Source organism: Streptomyces sp. NPDC007945 (genome assembly GCF_042958885.1).
GTDB lineage: Bacteria > Actinomycetota > Actinomycetes > Streptomycetales > Streptomycetaceae > Streptomyces.
On the sequence record NZ_JBIBJV010000007.1, the window covers coordinates 96,930 to 113,037 of the forward strand.

Genomic DNA, 16,108 nt, shown 5'->3' on the forward strand with positions numbered 1-16,108 from the left:
GGTGGTGTCCTCATGAAGAGGGGGACACCGTTTCCGGTGTCCCCCTCGGTGGCTGCTAGTCGCGGGCCGCGGTCAGGTGTTCGGCGTGTTCCTGCAGGGAACGGACGCCGACGCCGCCGTGGCCCAGTGCCTCGATGCCCTGGACGGCCGCGGCGAGCGCCTGGACCGTGGTGAGGCACGGGACGCCGCGGGCCACCGCCGCCGTACGGATCTCGTAGCCGTCGAGGCGGCCGCCGGTGCCGTACGGGGTGTTGACGATGAGGTCGACCTGGCCGTCGTGGATGAGCTGGACGATGGTCTTCTCGCCGCCGGGGCCCTCGCCCTCGCTGAGCTTGCGCACGACGGTGGCGTTGATGCCGTTGCGCTTGAGGACCTCGGCGGTGCCGGAGGTGGCGAGCAGCTCGAAGCCGTGGGCGACCAGCTCGCGCGCCGGGAAGATCATGGAGCGCTTGTCGCGGTTGGCGACCGAGATGAACGCGCGGCCCTTGGTGGGCAGCGGGCCGTAGGCGCCGGCCTGCGACTTGGCGTAGGCGGTGCCGAAGACGGCGTCGATGCCCATGACCTCGCCGGTGGAGCGCATCTCCGGGCCGAGGACGGTGTCCACGCCGCGGCCGTGTACGTCGCGGAAGCGGCTCCACGGCATCACGGCCTCCTTGACGGAGATCGGCGCGTCGAGCGGCAGGGTGCCGCCGTCGCCGTTCTTCGGCAGCAGGCCCTCGGCGCGCAGCTCGGCGATGGTCGCGCCCAGCGAGATGCGGGCGGCGGCCTTGGCGAGCGGGACGGCGGTGGCCTTGGAGGTGAAGGGCACGGTCCGGGAGGCGCGCGGGTTGGCCTCCAGGACGTAAAGGATGTCACCGGCCATGGCGAACTGGATGTTGATCAGGCCGCGGACGCCGACGCCCTTGGCGATGGCCTCGGTGGAGGCGCGCAGCCGCTTGATGTCGAAGCCGCCCAGCGTGATCGGGGGCAGGGCGCAGGCCGAGTCGCCGGAGTGGATGCCGGCCTCCTCGATGTGCTCCATGACGCCGCCGAGGTAGAGCTCCTCGCCGTCGTAGAGGGCGTCGACGTCGATCTCGATGGCGTCGTCGAGGAAGCGGTCGACCAGGACCGGCCGGGTGGGGCTGATCTCGGTGGACTCGGCGATGTACGCCTCCAGGCGCGCCTCGTCGTAGACGATCTCCATGCCGCGGCCGCCGAGCACGTACGAGGGGCGGACCAGGACCGGGTAGCCGATCTCGTCGGCGATCTTCTTGGCACCGGCGAAGGTGGTGGCGGTGCCGTGCTTGGGGGCCGGCAGGCCGGCCTCCTCCAGGACGCGGCCGAAGGCGCCCCGGTCCTCGGCGGCGTGGATGGCCTCCGGGGAGGTGCCGACGACCGGCACGCCGTTGTCCTTGAGGGCCTGGGAGAGGCCGAGCGGGGTCTGGCCGCCGAGCTGCACGACGACGCCGGCGATGGGGCCCGCGAGGGACTCGGCGTGGACGATCTCCAGCACGTCTTCCAGCGTCAGCGGCTCGAAGTACAGGCGGTCGGAGGTGTCGTAGTCCGTCGAGACGGTCTCGGGGTTGCAGTTGACCATCACGGTCTCGTAGCCGGCGTCGCTCAGGGCGAAGGAGGCGTGGACGCAGGAGTAGTCGAACTCGATGCCCTGGCCGATGCGGTTCGGGCCGGAGCCGAGGATGATCACGGCGGGCTTCTCGCGCGGCGCGACCTCGGACTCCTCGTCGTAGGAGGAGTAGAAGTACGGCGTCTTGGCGGCGAACTCGGCGGCGCAGGTGTCGACGGTCTTGTAGACCGGGCGGACGCCGAGGGCGTGCCGGACCTCGCGGACGACGTCCTCGCGCAGGCCGCGGATCTCGGCGATCTGGGCGTCGGAGAAGCCGTGGCGCTTGGCCTCGGCGAGGAGCGCGGGCTCCAGCTTCTCGGCGCCGGCGAGCTCGTCGGCGAGCTCCTTGATCAGGAAGAGCTGGTCGACGAACCACGGGTCGATCTTCGTGGCGTCGAAGACCTCCTCGGGGGTGGCGCCGGCGCGGATCGCCTGCATGACGGTGTTGATGCGGCCGTCGGTCGGGCGGACCGCCTCGCGGAGGAGCTCGGCCTTGTCGCCGGGCTCGCCGGTGAAGGTGAACTGCGAGCCCTTCTTCTCCAGGGAGCGCAGGGCCTTCTGGAGGGCCTCGGGGAAGTTCCGGCCGATGGCCATGGCCTCGCCGACCGACTTCATGGTCGTGGTCAGCGTGGAGTCGGCGGAGGGGAACTTCTCGAAGGCGAAGCGCGGGGCCTTGACCACGACGTAGTCGAGCGTGGGCTCGAAGGACGCCGGGGTCTTCTCCGTGATGTCGTTCGGGATCTCGTCCAGGGTGTAGCCGACGGCGAGCCGGGCCGCGATCTTGGCGATCGGGAAGCCGGTGGCCTTGGAGGCGAGGGCCGAGGAGCGGGAGACGCGCGGGTTCATCTCGATGACGATCACGCGACCGTCCTCGGGGTTGACCGCGAACTGGATGTTGCAGCCGCCGGTGTCGACGCCGACCTCGCGGATGATCGCGATGCCGACGTCGCGGAGGATCTGGTACTCGCGGTCGGTGAGCGTCATCGCCGGGGCGACGGTGATGGAGTCGCCGGTGTGGACGCCCATCGGGTCGAAGTTCTCGATGGAGCAGACGACCACGACGTTGTCGTGCTTGTCGCGCATGAGCTCCAGCTCGTACTCCTTCCAGCCGAGGATGGACTCCTCCAGGAGCACCTCGGTGGTCGGGGAGAGCGTGAGGCCCTGGCCGGCGATGCGGCGCAGCTCCTCCTCGTCGTGGGCGAAGCCGGAGCCGGCGCCGCCCATGGTGAAGGAGGGGCGGACGACGACGGGGTAGCCGCCGAGCGTCTCGACGCCCTTGAGGACGTCGTCCATGGAGTGGCAGATGACCGAGCGGGCGGACTCGCCGTGGCCGATCTTGGCGCGGACGGCCTCGACGACGCCCTTGAAGAGGTCGCGGTCCTCGCCCTTGTGGATGGCCTCGACGTTGGCGCCGATGAGCTCGACGCCGTACTTCTCCAGGACGCCCTGCTCGTGCATGGAGATCGCGGTGTTGAGCGCGGTCTGGCCGCCGAGGGTGGGCAGGAGGGCGTCGGGGCGCTCCTTGGCGATGATCTTCTCGACGAACTCGGGGGTGATCGGCTCGACGTAGGTGGCGTCGGCGATCTCCGGGTCGGTCATGATCGTGGCCGGGTTGGAGTTGACGAGGATGACCCGCAGGCCCTCGGCCTTGAGGACCCGGCAGGCCTGGGTGCCGGAGTAGTCGAACTCGGCGGCCTGGCCGATGACGATCGGGCCGGAGCCGATGACCAGGACGGACTGGATATCGGTGCGCTTAGGCACGCTCGGCCTCCATGAGGGTCACGAAGCGGTCGAAGAGGTACGCGGCGTCGTGCGGGCCCGCGGCCGCCTCGGGGTGGTACTGGACGGAGAAGCCGGGCTGGTCGAGCAGCTGGAGGCCCTCCACGACGTTGTCGTTCAGGCAGACGTGCGAGACCTCGGCGCGGCCGAAGGGGGTCTCGGAGACCTTGTCGAGGGGCGCGTCGACGGCGAAGCCGTGGTTGTGCGCGGTGACCTCGACCTTGCCGGTGGTCCGGTCCTGGACGGGCTGGTTGATGCCCCGGTGGCCGTACTTCAGCTTGTAGGTGCCGAAGCCGAGCGCGCGGCCGAGGATCTGGTTGCCGAAGCAGATGCCGAAGAGCGGGGTCTTCCGCTCCAGGACGGCGGTCATGAGCGCGACCGGGCCGTCGGCGGTGGCCGGGTCGCCCGGGCCGTTGGAGAAGAAGACGCCGTCCGGGTTCACCGCGTACACGTCGTCGGCGGTGGCGGTGGCGGGCAGCACGTGGACCTCGATGCCGCGCTCGGCCATCCGGTGCGGGGTCATGCCCTTGATGCCGAGGTCGATCGCGGCGACGGTGAACTTCTTGTCACCGTGGGCGGGGACGACGTACGGCTCCTTGGTGGCGACCTCCTCGTAGAGGCTGGCGCCCTTCATGTGCGGCTGGGCCTGCACGCGGGCGAGCAGCTCGGCCTCGGGGGCGAGGGCGTCGCCGGAGAAGACGCCGGCGCGCATGGAGCCGCGCTCGCGCAGGTGGCGGGTGAGGGCGCGGGTGTCGATGCCGGAGATGCCGACGACGCCCTGGGCGACCAGCTCGTCGTCGAGGCTGCGCTTGGCGCGCCAGTTCGACGGGATGCGGGCGGGGTCGCGGACCACGTAGCCGGAGACCCAGATGCGGCTCGACTCGTCGTCCTCGTCGTTCCAGCCGGTGTTGCCGATCTGGGGGGCGGTGGCGACGACGATCTGTCGGTCGTACGAGGGGTCGGTCAGGGTCTCCTGGTAGCCGGTCATGCCGGTGGAGAACACGGCCTCGCCGAAGGTCTCCCCCACGGCCCCGTAGGCGCGGCCGCGGAAGGTGCGGCCGTCCTCCAGGACGAGTACGGCGGGAGCCTGGGCTCCCCTTGTGGAGGTCGTCATCGTGCGATGCCTTCCGTCGTGTTGATCATGGAGTTGAGGGTGTCGACCCAGGCGGTGTGCTCGGCGGCCCGGTCGGAGCGGAAGCCGGAGTCGACGAGGGTGGTGCCGTGCTCCCAGGTGACGATCAGGAGCCCGCCCTCGGCGAGGACCTTCCCGGCGATGCCCTTGTCGAGGCGGGCCTCGCGCAGGGCGGCGGCGGGGATCAGGAAGTCGTTCGCCCCGGGGCGGACGACCGAGATCCCCGCCTCGGTGAGCGTGAGCTCGGCGCGGCTGCGGGTGCCGAGACCGTGGGCGACGATCCGGTCGAGCCACTGCCCGGCGGTGGTGGAGCCGTGGTAGCGGCCCTCCATCGTCAGCTTCGCCGCACCGGGCGCCCGCGGCACCTCGGGGAGCTCGGGGAGGTCCGACTGGAGGCTGCCGCGCCACTTCCAGCCCTGGCGCATCAGCCAGTAGACGAAGGCGACGAAGAGCAGGAGTCCGACGACCCAGCCGACGCGGCCGGCCCAGTCGGTCACCTCGGCCGACTTCTGCTCCGCGGCGAGGGCCGCGCTTGCGATGGTGTGTGTCACGCCAACTTCCCGTCCATGACCGTTGCCCGGCCCCGCAGGAAGGTGTGGGTGACGCGACCCGGCAGCTCGCGGCCCTCGTAGGGGGTGTTGCGGCTGCGGGAGGCGAAGCCCGCGGGGTCCACCGTCCCACGGTAAGCCGGATCGACCAGGACGAGGTTCGCGGGCTCACCAGCCGAGACGGGTCGTCCGTGGCCGGTGGCGCGGCCGATGCGGGCCGGGGCGAAGGACATCCGGTCGGCGACGCCGGCCCAGTCGAGGAGGCCGGTCTCCACCATCGTCTGCTGGACGACGGAGAGCGCGGTCTCCAGGCCGACCATGCCCATGGCGGCGGCGGCCCACTCGCAGTCCTTGTCCTCGTGCGGGTGCGGGGCGTGGTCGGTGGCGACGATGTCGATGGTGCCGTCGGCCAGGGCCTCGCGCAGGGCCAGCACGTCGCGCTCGGTGCGCAGCGGCGGGTTGACCTTGTAGACCGGGTTGTACGTGCGGACCAGCTCGTCGGTGAGGAGGAGGTGGTGCGGGGTGACCTCGGCGGTGACGTCGATGCCGCGGGACTTGGCCCAGCGGACGATCTCGACGGAGCCGGCGGTGGAGAGGTGGCAGATGTGGACGCGGGAGCCGACGTGCTCGGCGAGGAGGACATCGCGGGCGATGATCGACTCCTCCGCGACGGCCGGCCAGCCGCCGAGGCCGAGCTCGGCGGAGACGATGCCCTCGTTCATCTGGGCGCCCTCGGTGAGGCGGGGCTCCTGGGCGTGCTGGGCGACGACGCCGCCGAAGGCCTTCACGTACTCCAGGGCGCGGCGCATGATCACGGCGTCGTCGACGCACTTGCCGTCGTCGGAGAAGACGGTGACGCCGGCGGCGGAGTCGTGCATGGCGCCGAGCTCGGCGAGCTTCTTGCCCTCCAGGCCGACGGTGACCGCGCCGATGGGCTGCACGTCGCAGTAGCCGGCCTCCTTGCCGAGCCGGTAGACCTGCTCGACGACGCCGGCGGTGTCGGCCACCGGGTGGGTGTTGGCCATGGCGAAGACGGCGGTGTAGCCGCCGGAGGCGGCGGCGCGGGTGCCGGTGAGGACGGTCTCGGAGTCCTCGCGGCCGGGCTCGCGCAGGTGCGTGTGGAGGTCGACGAGGCCGGGGAGGAGGATCTGCCCCTCGGCCTCGATGACGGTCGCGCCCTCGGCGGACAGGCCGGTGCCGACCTCCGCGACGGTCTCGCCGTCGAGGAGGACGTCCTGCGGCTCGCCGCCCAGCACCTTCGCACCGCGGATCAGGATCTTGCTCATCTTTACTTGCTCTCCTCGGTACGGGCGGTGGCGGGGGCGACGGCGGGCTCGGAGCCGCCGAGCAGCAGGTAGAGGACGGCCATCCGGACGGAGACGCCGTTGGCGACCTGCTCGACGACCGTGCAGCGGTCCGAGTCGGCGACCTCGGCCGTGATCTCCATGCCGCGGACCATGGGGCCGGGGTGCATGACGATGGCGTGCTCGGGCATCTTCGCCATCCGGTCGCCGTCGAGCCCGTAGCGGCGCGAGTACTCGCGCTCGGTCGGGAAGAAGGCGGCGTTCATCCGCTCGCGCTGCACCCGCAGCATCATCACCGCGTCGGACTTCGGCAGCACGCTGTCGAGGTCGTAACTGACCTCGCAGGGCCAGGTCTCGACGCCGACGGGGACGAGGGTGGGCGGGGCCACCAGGGTGACCTCGGCGCCGAGGGTGTGCAGCAGGTCGACGTTGGAGCGGGCGACCCGGCTGTGCAGGACGTCGCCGACCAGGGTGATCCGCTTGCCGGCCAGGTCCTTGCCGAGTCCGGCGTCGCGGCCGACGAGGCGGCGGCGCATGGTGAAGGCGTCCAGGAGGGCCTGGGTGGGGTGCTGGTGGGTGCCGTCGCCCGCGTTGATGACGGGCGCGTCGATCCAGCCGGAGGTGGCCAGGCGGAAGGGGGCGCCGGAGGCGCCGTGCCGGATGACGACGGCGTCGACGCCCATCGCCTCCAGGGTCTGGGCGGTGTCCTTCAGCGACTCGCCCTTGGAGACGCTGGAGCCCTTGGCCGCGAAGTTGATGACGTCGGCGGAGAGGCGCTTCTCGGCCGCCTCGAAGGAGATCCGGGTGCGGGTGGAGTCCTCGAAGAACAGGTTGCAGATCGTCCGGCCGCGCAGGGTCGGCAGCTTCTTGATGGGCCGGTCGGCCACCCGGGCCATCTCCTCCGCGGTGTCGAGGATCAGGACGGCGTCGTCGCGGGTGAGGTCGGCGGCCGAGATGAGGTGACGCATCATCGGGGTTTCTCTCCGGGGTGGGGAGGCATCAGGGCATGCGGGGGCGCGGGCGGGGTGCCCGGGCTCCGCGGGGTGGCCGGTCCGGCTAGGAGGCGGACTTGCCGCCGAGCAGGACGGTGTCGCGACCGTCCTCCTCGGCGAGCTGGACCTTGACGGTCTCCCGCAGCGACGTGGGGAGGTTCTTGCCGACGTAGTCGGCGCGGATCGGGAGCTCGCGGTGGCCGCGGTCGACGAGCACGGCGAGCTGGACCGCGCGGGGGCGGCCGATGTCACCGAGGGCGTCGAGGGCGGCGCGGATGGTGCGGCCCGAGAAGAGGACGTCGTCGACGAGGACGACGAGGCGGCCGTCGACGCCTTCTCCGGGGATCTCGGTGCGGCCGATGGCGCGCGCCGGCTTCATCCGGAGGTCGTCGCGGTACATGGTGATGTCGAGGGAACCGACCGGGATCTTGGCACCGGTGATCGATTCGAGCTTCTCGGCGAGCCGGCGGGCGAGGTAGACGCCGCGGGTGGGGATGCCGAGGAGGACCACGTCGTCGGCGCCCTTGGCGCGCTCGACGATCTCGTGGGCGATCCGGGTCAGGACCCGGGCGATGTCGGGGGCCTCCAGAACGGGCCGTGCCTCATCGGTGTGCTCGTGCGTGTGCTCGTGCGTGTCCATGAAGAAAGGACCTCCTTCTCCGCCTCACGGGACGGTTCTTAAAGGACGTCGGATGTACGGCGTCCACTCTAGCAGGACGCTCGCACAGGCTTTCCGGGGGCTCCCCCTCCCCCGCTCCGACCTGCGGCGGACCGTCCCCCGGGAGGGGGCGGCGAGCCCCTTTCGGCTTGACGGGAAAGAGTAACGCTGCGTAACCTCACAGTGAGTTACCAGCCGCGCGGCGCAGCCGCATGTCGTCACAGCGTCCGGGAGCGTTATGTCCAGCGAATACGCAAAGCAGCTCGGGGCCAAACTCCGCGCGATCCGCACCCAGCAGGGCCTCTCCCTCCACGGGGTGGAGGAGAAGTCCCAGGGCCGCTGGAAGGCCGTGGTGGTCGGCTCGTACGAGCGCGGCGACCGCGCCGTGACCGTGCAGCGTCTGGCCGAGCTGGCGGACTTCTACGGCGTTCCGGTGCAGGAGCTGCTGCCCGGTACGACCCCCGGCGGCGCCGCCGAGCCCCCGCCGAAGCTGGTCCTGGACCTGGAGCGCCTGGCCCACGTCCCGCAGGAGAAGGCCGGCCCCCTCCAGCGCTACGCGGCGACGATCCAGTCGCAGCGCGGCGACTACAACGGCAAGGTGCTGTCGATCCGCCAGGACGACCTGCGCACCCTGGCCGTCATCTACGACCAGTCCCCCTCGGTCCTCACCGAGCAGCTGATCAGCTGGGGCGTGCTCGACGCGGACGCGCGCCGCGCGGTCGCCGCCCACGAGGAGAACTGACCTCCTCCGCGCCTTCTGCAGAAACGTGCCGCCGGGCCCGTGGACGTCATCCGACGCCACGGGCCCGGCGCTTTTCCGCGTCCGGGATCCTTCTCACCGGTTCTCGCGGGTTCTCACCCGTTCTCCCCCGCTCTCACCCGTTCGGGGGAACGCGAAGGGGCCCGCGGCACCGGACGGTGCGGCGGGCCCCTTCGCAGGGCGGTGCGGGACTAGGCGTCCACGTCGCGACGGAGTCGGGGCTTCAGGTCCTTGAAGCGCCCGAGGAGACCGTTGACGAAGGCCGGGGAGTCGTCCGTGGAGAACTCCTTGGCGAGCTGTACGGCCTCGTCGATGGCGACCGCGTCCGGCGTGCCGTCCTCCCAGATCAGCTCGTACGCGCCGAGGCGCACGATGTTCCGGTCGGTGGCCGGCATCCGATCGAGGTCCCAGTCCACCGCGTAGGTGGCGATGAGCTCGTCGATCCGGGCCACGTACCGGGCGTACCCCTCGACCAGCTGCATCGTGAAGTCACCGACCGCGGGCTGACGCTCGTCGGCGCGGTGGAGCCGGATCTGGTCCGCGAGGACCTCCTGCACCGAAGTGCCGCGCTGGTCGGCCTCGAACAGGATCTGGAAGGCCCGCCTGCGGGCCTTGCTCCGGGCGGCCACGGTTAGCTGTTCACCCGGCCGAGGTAGTCGCTGGTGCGGGTGTCGACCTTGACCTTCTCACCGGTGGTGATGAAGAGCGGGACCTGGATCTCGTGGCCGGTCTCCAGCTTGGCGGGCTTGGTGCCACCGGTGGAGCGGTCGCCCTGGACGCCCGGCTCGGTCTCGGCGATGACCAGCTCGACGGCGGCCGGCAGCTCGACGTAGAGGACCTGGCCCTCGTTCTGCGCGACGAGCGCGGTGAAGCCCTCGATGAGGAAGTTGGCGGCGTCGCCGACGACCTTGCGGTCGATGTGGAGCTGGTCGTAGGTGTCCAGGTCCATGAAGACGAAGTAGTCGCCGTCCATGTAGGAGAACTGCATGTCGCGCTTGTCGACGTTCGCGGTCTCCACCTTCACGCCGGCGTTGAAGGTCTTGTCGACGACCTTGCCGGACAGCACGTTCTTGAGCTTGGTGCGCACGAAGGCCGGGCCCTTGCCGGGCTTGACGTGCTGGAACTCGACGACGGACCAGAGCTGGCCGCCTTCGAGCTTGAGCACCATGCCGTTCTTGAGGTCGTTCGTGGAAGCCACGGTTGCGGAATCTCCTGGACTGACGTGGGACCGAGGAGGCGTACGCGCCTCACAGCGCGAGCAGCTCCTTGGTCGTGATGGTGAGTAGCTCGGGTCCGCCGTCCGCCTCCTGGCGCACGACGAGCGTGTCATCGATCCGGACTCCGCCCCGGCCCGGGAGGTGGACCCCCGGTTCGACGGTGACCGGCACACAAGCGTCCAGTTTACCCATGGCCGAGGGCGACAACTGCGGGTCCTCGTCGATTTCGAGTCCCACACCGTGTCCGGTGAGCGGAACGGCGGTCTCCGCATGGCCCGCGGCGTCGAGGATCTGGCGGGCCGCGCGGTCCACGTCACGGTACCCGGCACCGGGCACGAGGGACTCCCGGCCGGCCCGCTGGGCGGCGAAGACGAGCTCGTACAGCTCGATCTGCCAGTCGGCGGGCGCGGTGCCGATGACGAAGGTCCGGCCGATCTCGCAGCGGTAGCCGTGGTAGTCGGCGCCGAGGCAGACGGAGAGGAAGTCGCCCTCCTCGACCCTCCGGTCGGTGGGCCGGTGGCCGCGCCGGCCGGAGTGCGGCCCGGTGGCGACGGAGGTGGGGAAGGCGGCGCCGTCGGCGCCGTGGTCGACGAGCCGCCGCTCCAGTTCGAGGGCGAGGTGGCGTTCGGTGCGACCGACGAGGATGGACTCCAGGAGCTCGCCGAGGGCCTGGTCGGCGATCTCGGCGGCGATCCGCAGACAGCCGATCTCGTCCTCGTCCTTGACCACCCTGAGCTGTTCGACGGCGCAGGCGAGGTCGGCGAGGCGGAGACCGGGAGCGGCGGAGGCGAGGCTGCGGTGGCGGGCCACCGTCAGGTCGTGTTCCTCGACGGCGAGCCCGTCGGCGCCGGAGCGGCGGGCGAGTTCGGCGGCGGCGACGGCCGGGTCGCCGCCGCCGAGGGGCAGCTGCTGCTGCCGGAGCAGTTCGTCGAGCCGTCCGTCGGAGGGCTCGCCCTCGGCCGCGAGCGGCCGGATCAGCAGGTCCGCGCCGGGCTCGGGGCCGACGAGGAGGACGGCCCCGGGTGGGGCGCCGCCCGCGAGATAGCGGACGTTCGCGGGACGGGACACCAGGGCCGCCGCGCTGCCCGCTGCCGCGACCCGGTCGCGCAGCCTGATCCGGCGGTCCGCATACACCTGTGACATGCCTCCGAGCCTACGAGCCCGGCCCCGGCCCGGCCTGTCGGCGGCGCCCGACCGGGGACCGCCCGCCGCTCAGCCGGCGGGCGGCGCGGCTATCGCCCGGGCCAGGGCCTCGTCGATGAGCCGGGCGGTGGAGTCCACGTCGAGCGCGGAGTTGTCGATGATCGGCAGCCCGGAGCCGTACCAGCCGGCCATCCGGCCGTGGATCGCGGCGACCTCCTCGTCGGAGAGCCGCCGGTTGCCGGCGCGCTGGGCGTTGCGCTCCAGGACGACCTCCAGGCCGGGGAGGAGGACGACCGGGAGCAGGCCGGGGCCGACGTGCCGCTTCCAGCCGCCGAGGCCGACGGCGGGCCGGTCGGGGAAGACGGCGTCGTCGACGATGCAGGAGATGCCGTTGGCGAGGAAGTTGCGGGCGGCGAAGCCGCAGGTGCGGCGGGCCAGCCGGTACTGCGCCTCGGAGTGCTCGTTCCACCCCGACTGCGGGTCGGCGAAGCCGGAGCAGACCCATTCCCGGACGTCGTCGAGGCTGATGTGGGCGGTGGGGACGGGCCGTCGGGTCGCCCAGTGCCGGGCGACGGTCGTCTTGCCGGCGCCGGCGGGCCCGATGAGCAGCACGGCGAGCGTGGCGCCCCCGGTGCCGGGCCGGTGCTCGACGACCGGCACGGGCGGGGCGAGCGGCACGGCACCTGTGGTGTGCGCGGAGCCCGCGGCGTGCGGAGGCAGGGTCGCGCCGGGGGCGACCGGCGGCACGGCGCCGCCGGGAGGGGGCGGTACGGCTCCGGGGGCGGCGCCCCAGCCCGCGCCGCCGGGCGCCGGAGGCTGCCCCGGGCGCACGGCGGGGTGCACGCCGAGGCGGCCGCCGGGCGCGCCGGACGGCGGCCCCGGGTAGGGCGCGGTGTGCGGGGGCGGTGGTACGGGGCCGTGGCCGCCCGCCGGGCCCTGTCCGGGCACGCGGCCCGGCCCCTCGGGCGGTGGCAGCGGTGCCCCCACTGCGTGCTGCATCCGGTGCCACTCCGTCTCGTCGGCCTGGTAGGTCGGTGCGGGCGGCCGGACACGGTGCCGCCGCCGGCCCCGCTCCGGTCCCCCGGGGATGCCAAAACGTTACCGCCCCGTCCCCCCGCTCGGGGAACGGGCCGGACCCCGCCGAAAGTGCCCGGCCGGAAGTGACCGGTCGCCGCCGGGCCGGGCCCACGCGAAGGGCGGTCGCGGTGGGGCGACCGCCCCCGGGGCGCGTCTTTCCGGATCAGGCCGGATCAAGCGGGGTGAGGCTGGATCGAGCCGGATGAAGCCGGATCAGGGAGCGGCGTCCCGGTCGTGCGCGCCGGGCGCCGCGGGCCCGCCGGGACGCGCGGGACCCGCCCTCGGTCCCGCGGAACCGCTCGGGAGCCGCTCAGACCTGGGCGTCGAGCTCCTCGGCGAGGGCGCGCAGGGCGAGCCGGTAGGAACCGATGCCGAAGCCGGCGATGGTGCCGGTCGCGACCGCGGCCACCACCGAGGTGTGCCGGAACTCCTCGCGGGTGTAGGGGTTCGAGATGTGCACCTCGATCAGCGGGGCCGTCCGCTGCGCGGCCGCGTCCCGCATCCCGTACGAGTAGTGCGTGAAGGCGCCCGGGTTGAGCACGACGGGGACGCGTCCGTCGGCCGCCTCGTGCAGCCAGCGGATCATCTCGCCCTCGTCGTTGGTCTCGCGGACCTCGACGGCGAAGCCGAGCTCGGCGCCGAGCTCCCGGCATGACTCCACGAGCCCCTTGTAGGAGGTGGCGCCGTAGATGTCGGGCTCCCGCGAGCCGAGGCGGCCGAGGTTCGGCCCGTTCAGCACGAGGACGCGCCGCGTTCCGCTCATGCGGAGATCTCCCCGTAGGCGGCGACGAGGACGGCCGGGTCCGGGCCCTCCAGGACGGACGGCTTGGCGAGCCCGTCGAGGACGATGAAGCGCAGCAGGTCGCCGCGGGACTTCTTGTCCACCTTCATCGTCTCCAGGAGCTTGGGCCACTGGTCGCCGCGGTAGGTGAGCGGCAGGCCGACGGACTCCAGGACGGCGCGGTGCCGGTCGGCGGTGGCGTCGTCGAGGCGGCCGGCGAGGCGGCCCAGCTCGGCGGCGAAGGCCATGCCGACGGAGACGGCGGCGCCGTGGCGCCACTTGTACCGCTCGTTCTTCTCGATGGCGTGCGCGAGGGTGTGCCCGTAGTTGAGGATCTCGCGGCGGCCGGACTCCTTGAGGTCGCCGGAGACCACGTCGGCCTTCACCTGGATCGAGCGGACGATCAGCTCTGCGGTGTGCGGCCCCGCGGGCGTACGGGCGGCCTGCGGGTCCTCCTCGATCAGGTCGAGGATCACCGGGTCGGCGATGAAACCGGCCTTGATGATCTCGGCGAGCCCGCTGACGAAGTCGTGGACGGGCAGCGAGTCCAGGGCGGCGAGGTCGCAGAGGACGCCGGCGGGCGGGTGGAAGGCGCCGACGAGGTTCTTGCCCTCGGCCGTGTTGATGCCCGTCTTGCCGCCGACGGCCGCGTCGACCATGCCGAGGACGGTGGTCGGCACGGCGACCCAGCGGACACCCCGGAGCCAGGTCGCGGCGACGAAGCCGGCCAGGTCGGTGGTGGCGCCGCCGCCGACGCCGACGATGACGTCGGTGCGGGTGAAGCCGGTCTGTCCGAGCGCCTTCCAGCAGTACGCGGCGACCTCGGCGGTCTTCGCCTCCTCCGCGTTCGGCACCTGGATGGCGACGGCCTCGTACCCCTGCTCGGCGAGGTCCTCGCAGAGCGCCTCACCGGTCTCGGCGAGCGCCTCGGGGTGGATGACGGCGACCCGCCTGGCCTTGTCGCCGATGAGGGAGGGCAGTTCGCCGAGCAGCTGCCGGCCGACCAGCACCTCGTACGGATCCGTGCCCGCGCTGCCGCCGACGTGGATGCGGGTGACTTCCTGGTCCGTGGTCATGCGTCCTTCAGCTCCAGTGCGTCGAGGACCGCCGCTGCGACCTCTTCGGGGGTGCGCGCGTCGGTTGCGACCACGACGCGGGCGACTTCTTCGTACAGGGGGCGCCGGGCGTCCATCAGCTCGCGCCACTGCCGGCGCGGGTTGACGGCGAGCAGCGGCCGGGCCGCGCCGAGCCCGACCCGTCGCACGGCCTCCTCGACGTCCATCGAGAGGTACGCGACGGGCTGCCCGGCCAGCAGGGCGCGGGTGTCGGCGTCGAGGATCGCGCCGCCGCCGAGGGCGAGGACGCCCTGGTGCTCGGCCACCGCCCGGGCGACGGCGGCCTTCTCCAGGGCGCGGAAGCGCTCCTCGCCGTCCTCGACGAAGATGTCGGAGATCTCGCGGCCCTCGGCGGCGACGATGTCGGCGTCGGTGTCCCGGTAGGGCGCGCCGAGCCGTTCGGCCAGGAGCGCGCCCACCGTGGACTTGCCGGAGCCCATCGGGCCGACGAGGACGACCAGCGGGCCGCCGGTCACCGGATGCGCAGGTTGTCGAGGTACGACCGGACGTTGCGCCGGGTCTCGGGGACCGAGTCGCCGCCGAACTTCTCGACGACGGCGTCCGCGAGGACGAGGGCGACCATGGCCTCGGCGACGATGCCCGCGGCCGGGACGGCGCAGACGTCGGAGCGCTGGTGGTGGGCCGCGGCGGCCTCGCCGGTGGCGACGTCGACGGTCGCGAGGGCGCGCGGGACGGTCGCGATCGGCTTCATCGCGGCGCGGACGCGCAGCAGTTCGCCGGTGGTGAGACCGCCCTCGGTGCCGCCCGAGCGGCCGGAGGTGCGCTTGATGCCGTCCTCGGTCCGCACGATCTCGTCGTGGGCCCGGGAGCCGGGCACCCGCGCGAGGTCGAAGCCGTCGCCGACCTCGACGCCCTTGATGGCCTGGATGCCCATGAGCGCGGCGGCGAGCCGGGCGTCGAGGCGGCGGTCCCAGTGGACGTGCGAGCCGAGGCCGACGGGCACGCCGTAGGCGAGGACCTCGACGACGCCGCCGAGGGTGTCGCCGTCCTTGTGGGCCTGGTCGATCTCGGCGACCATCGCCTTCGACGCGTCGGCGTCGAGGCAGCGGACCGGGTCGGCGTCGAGCCGCTCGACGTCGCCGGGGACCGGGTAGACGCCGTACGGGGCCTTGGCGGCGGCCAGCTCGACCACGTGGCTGACGATCTCGATGCCGGCGGCCTCCTTGAGGAAGGACCGGGCGACGGCGCCGAGGGCGACGCGGGCGGCGGTCTCCCGGGCGCTGGCGCGCTCCAGGATCGGCCGGGCCTCGTCGAAGCCGTACTTCTGCATGCCGGCGAGGTCGGCGTGGCCGGGGCGGGGCCGGGTGAGCGGCGCGTTGCGGCCGGTCTCCTTCAGCTCCGAGGGGTCGACCGGGTCGGCCGACATGACCTTCTCCCACTTGGGCCACTCGGTGTTGCCGACCATCACGGCGATCGGCGAACCCAGCGAGAGCCCGTGCCGGACGCCACCGAGGAAGGTGACCTCGTCCTGCTCGAACTTCATGCGGGCGCCGCGCCCATAGCCGAGGCGCCGCCGCGCGAGGTGGTCCGCCACCAGCTCAGTGGTGACCGGGACGCCGGCGGGAAGACCCTCCAGCGTCGCGACCAGCGCGGGTCCGTGGGATTCCCCAGCGGTCAGCCAACGCAACCTGCTCAACGATGCTCCTCATGCTCGCGCCTGGGCACTGCGACGGCAGGACCGGGCGCGCGGTCCTGACCCGCCACCCCCGATCCTCCCACGTCCGGGCCCTGGCCCCGGCCTCCGGTCCAGCTATCGGACGCGCGCCTCGTCCTCCTCGACGTCGGCGGTGGACGCGGGCGCGTCGGCGGACCGTTTCCGCAGCCGGCCGACGAAGCCGTACACCACGGTCAGCGCGAAGAGCGCGAGCACCGTGTACCGCGCCCACGCGGGCACCGAGCTGAAGAAGCCCACGTACAGAAAGCGCAGCGCGTCGAAGGCGAGGTCCGCCTTCGACGCGAGCGTGATGTCCCCGTCCAT

Annotated in this window: 16 protein-coding genes; 1 reads left to right on the forward strand and 15 read right to left on the reverse strand. The window is 72.5% G+C overall.

The genetic code is table 11. The features are described 5' to 3' along the window. Nucleotides 1–55: 55 nt before the first annotated feature. From carB to pyrR, 6 genes are all read right to left on the reverse strand, one after another. The gene (gene carB / locus ACFZCF_RS22745) at nucleotides 56–3,364 is read right to left on the reverse strand and encodes a carbamoyl-phosphate synthase large subunit (RefSeq protein WP_391288387.1); all 3,309 of its coding nucleotides are present in this window, start codon (nucleotides 3,362–3,364) and stop codon (nucleotides 56–58) included. After that, on the reverse strand, nucleotides 3,357–4,496 hold the full coding sequence (gene carA, locus ACFZCF_RS22750) for a glutamine-hydrolyzing carbamoyl-phosphate synthase small subunit (protein WP_388446723.1): 1,140 nt from the start codon (nucleotides 4,494–4,496) through the stop codon (nucleotides 3,357–3,359). Before carA ends, carB begins: the two co-directional genes overlap by 8 nt. After that, complete coding sequence (locus ACFZCF_RS22755) at nucleotides 4,493–5,065, reverse strand: hypothetical protein (protein WP_388446726.1); 573 nt, start codon at nucleotides 5,063–5,065, stop codon at nucleotides 4,493–4,495. Before ACFZCF_RS22755 ends, carA begins: the two co-directional genes overlap by 4 nt. Then, on the reverse strand, nucleotides 5,062–6,348 hold the full coding sequence (locus ACFZCF_RS22760; protein ID WP_391288391.1) for a dihydroorotase: 1,287 nt from the start codon (nucleotides 6,346–6,348) through the stop codon (nucleotides 5,062–5,064). Before ACFZCF_RS22760 ends, ACFZCF_RS22755 begins: the two co-directional genes overlap by 4 nt. Before the next feature lie 2 nt (nucleotides 6,349–6,350). Beyond that, entirely contained in the window at nucleotides 6,351–7,337 is a 987-nt protein-coding gene (locus ACFZCF_RS22765) for an aspartate carbamoyltransferase catalytic subunit (RefSeq protein WP_388446732.1), read from the reverse strand. Nucleotides 7,338–7,422: 85 nt separating this feature from the next. Beyond that, complete coding sequence (gene pyrR / locus ACFZCF_RS22770; protein ID WP_388446735.1) at nucleotides 7,423–7,998, reverse strand: bifunctional pyr operon transcriptional regulator/uracil phosphoribosyltransferase PyrR; 576 nt, start codon at nucleotides 7,996–7,998, stop codon at nucleotides 7,423–7,425. Nucleotides 7,999–8,254: 256 nt separating this feature from the next. Between pyrR and bldD the strand changes: the two genes are divergently transcribed. Continuing rightward, the gene (gene bldD / locus ACFZCF_RS22775) at nucleotides 8,255–8,758 is read left to right on the forward strand and encodes a transcriptional regulator BldD (protein WP_391288394.1); all 504 of its coding nucleotides are present in this window, start codon (nucleotides 8,255–8,257) and stop codon (nucleotides 8,756–8,758) included. A gap of 209 nt (nucleotides 8,759–8,967) precedes the next feature. On the opposite strand, the gene nusB is transcribed toward bldD, so the two are convergent. The 9 genes from nusB to ACFZCF_RS22820 form a co-directional block, all read right to left on the reverse strand. Continuing rightward, a complete protein-coding gene (gene nusB, locus ACFZCF_RS22780) occupies nucleotides 8,968–9,405 on the reverse strand; it encodes a transcription antitermination factor NusB (protein WP_388446738.1) in 438 nt (145 codons plus the stop codon). A 2-nt stretch (nucleotides 9,406–9,407) separates the two neighbouring features. Continuing rightward, nucleotides 9,408–9,974, reverse strand: a complete 567-nt coding sequence (gene efp, locus ACFZCF_RS22785; protein WP_189949395.1) for an elongation factor P — start codon at nucleotides 9,972–9,974, stop codon at nucleotides 9,408–9,410. A gap of 49 nt (nucleotides 9,975–10,023) precedes the next feature. Next, the gene (locus ACFZCF_RS22790; protein WP_391288398.1) at nucleotides 10,024–11,136 is read right to left on the reverse strand and encodes a M24 family metallopeptidase; all 1,113 of its coding nucleotides are present in this window, start codon (nucleotides 11,134–11,136) and stop codon (nucleotides 10,024–10,026) included. Between the two features lie 69 nt (nucleotides 11,137–11,205). After that, nucleotides 11,206–12,135 (reverse strand): AAA family ATPase, encoded by a 930-nt coding sequence (locus ACFZCF_RS22795; protein ID WP_391288400.1) that lies wholly within the window; start codon nucleotides 12,133–12,135, stop codon nucleotides 11,206–11,208. Between the two features lie 388 nt (nucleotides 12,136–12,523). Next, the gene (gene aroQ / locus ACFZCF_RS22800) at nucleotides 12,524–12,976 is read right to left on the reverse strand and encodes a type II 3-dehydroquinate dehydratase (RefSeq protein WP_388446749.1); all 453 of its coding nucleotides are present in this window, start codon (nucleotides 12,974–12,976) and stop codon (nucleotides 12,524–12,526) included. Beyond that, nucleotides 12,973–14,070, reverse strand: a complete 1,098-nt coding sequence (aroB, locus tag ACFZCF_RS22805) for a 3-dehydroquinate synthase (protein ID WP_391288401.1) — start codon at nucleotides 14,068–14,070, stop codon at nucleotides 12,973–12,975. The genes aroQ and aroB overlap by 4 nt, the downstream gene beginning before the upstream one ends. Next, nucleotides 14,067–14,585: a shikimate kinase gene (locus ACFZCF_RS22810; protein WP_391288403.1), complete on the reverse strand. Its 519-nt coding sequence runs from the start codon at nucleotides 14,583–14,585 to the stop codon at nucleotides 14,067–14,069. Before ACFZCF_RS22810 ends, aroB begins: the two co-directional genes overlap by 4 nt. Beyond that, nucleotides 14,582–15,766: a chorismate synthase gene (gene aroC, locus ACFZCF_RS22815; RefSeq protein WP_388446758.1), complete on the reverse strand. Its 1,185-nt coding sequence runs from the start codon at nucleotides 15,764–15,766 to the stop codon at nucleotides 14,582–14,584. The genes ACFZCF_RS22810 and aroC overlap by 4 nt, the downstream gene beginning before the upstream one ends. A 114-nt stretch (nucleotides 15,767–15,880) precedes the next feature. Continuing rightward, nucleotides 15,881–16,108, reverse strand: coding sequence for a hypothetical protein (locus tag ACFZCF_RS22820; protein ID WP_388446761.1), 228 nt, complete (start codon nucleotides 16,106–16,108; stop codon nucleotides 15,881–15,883).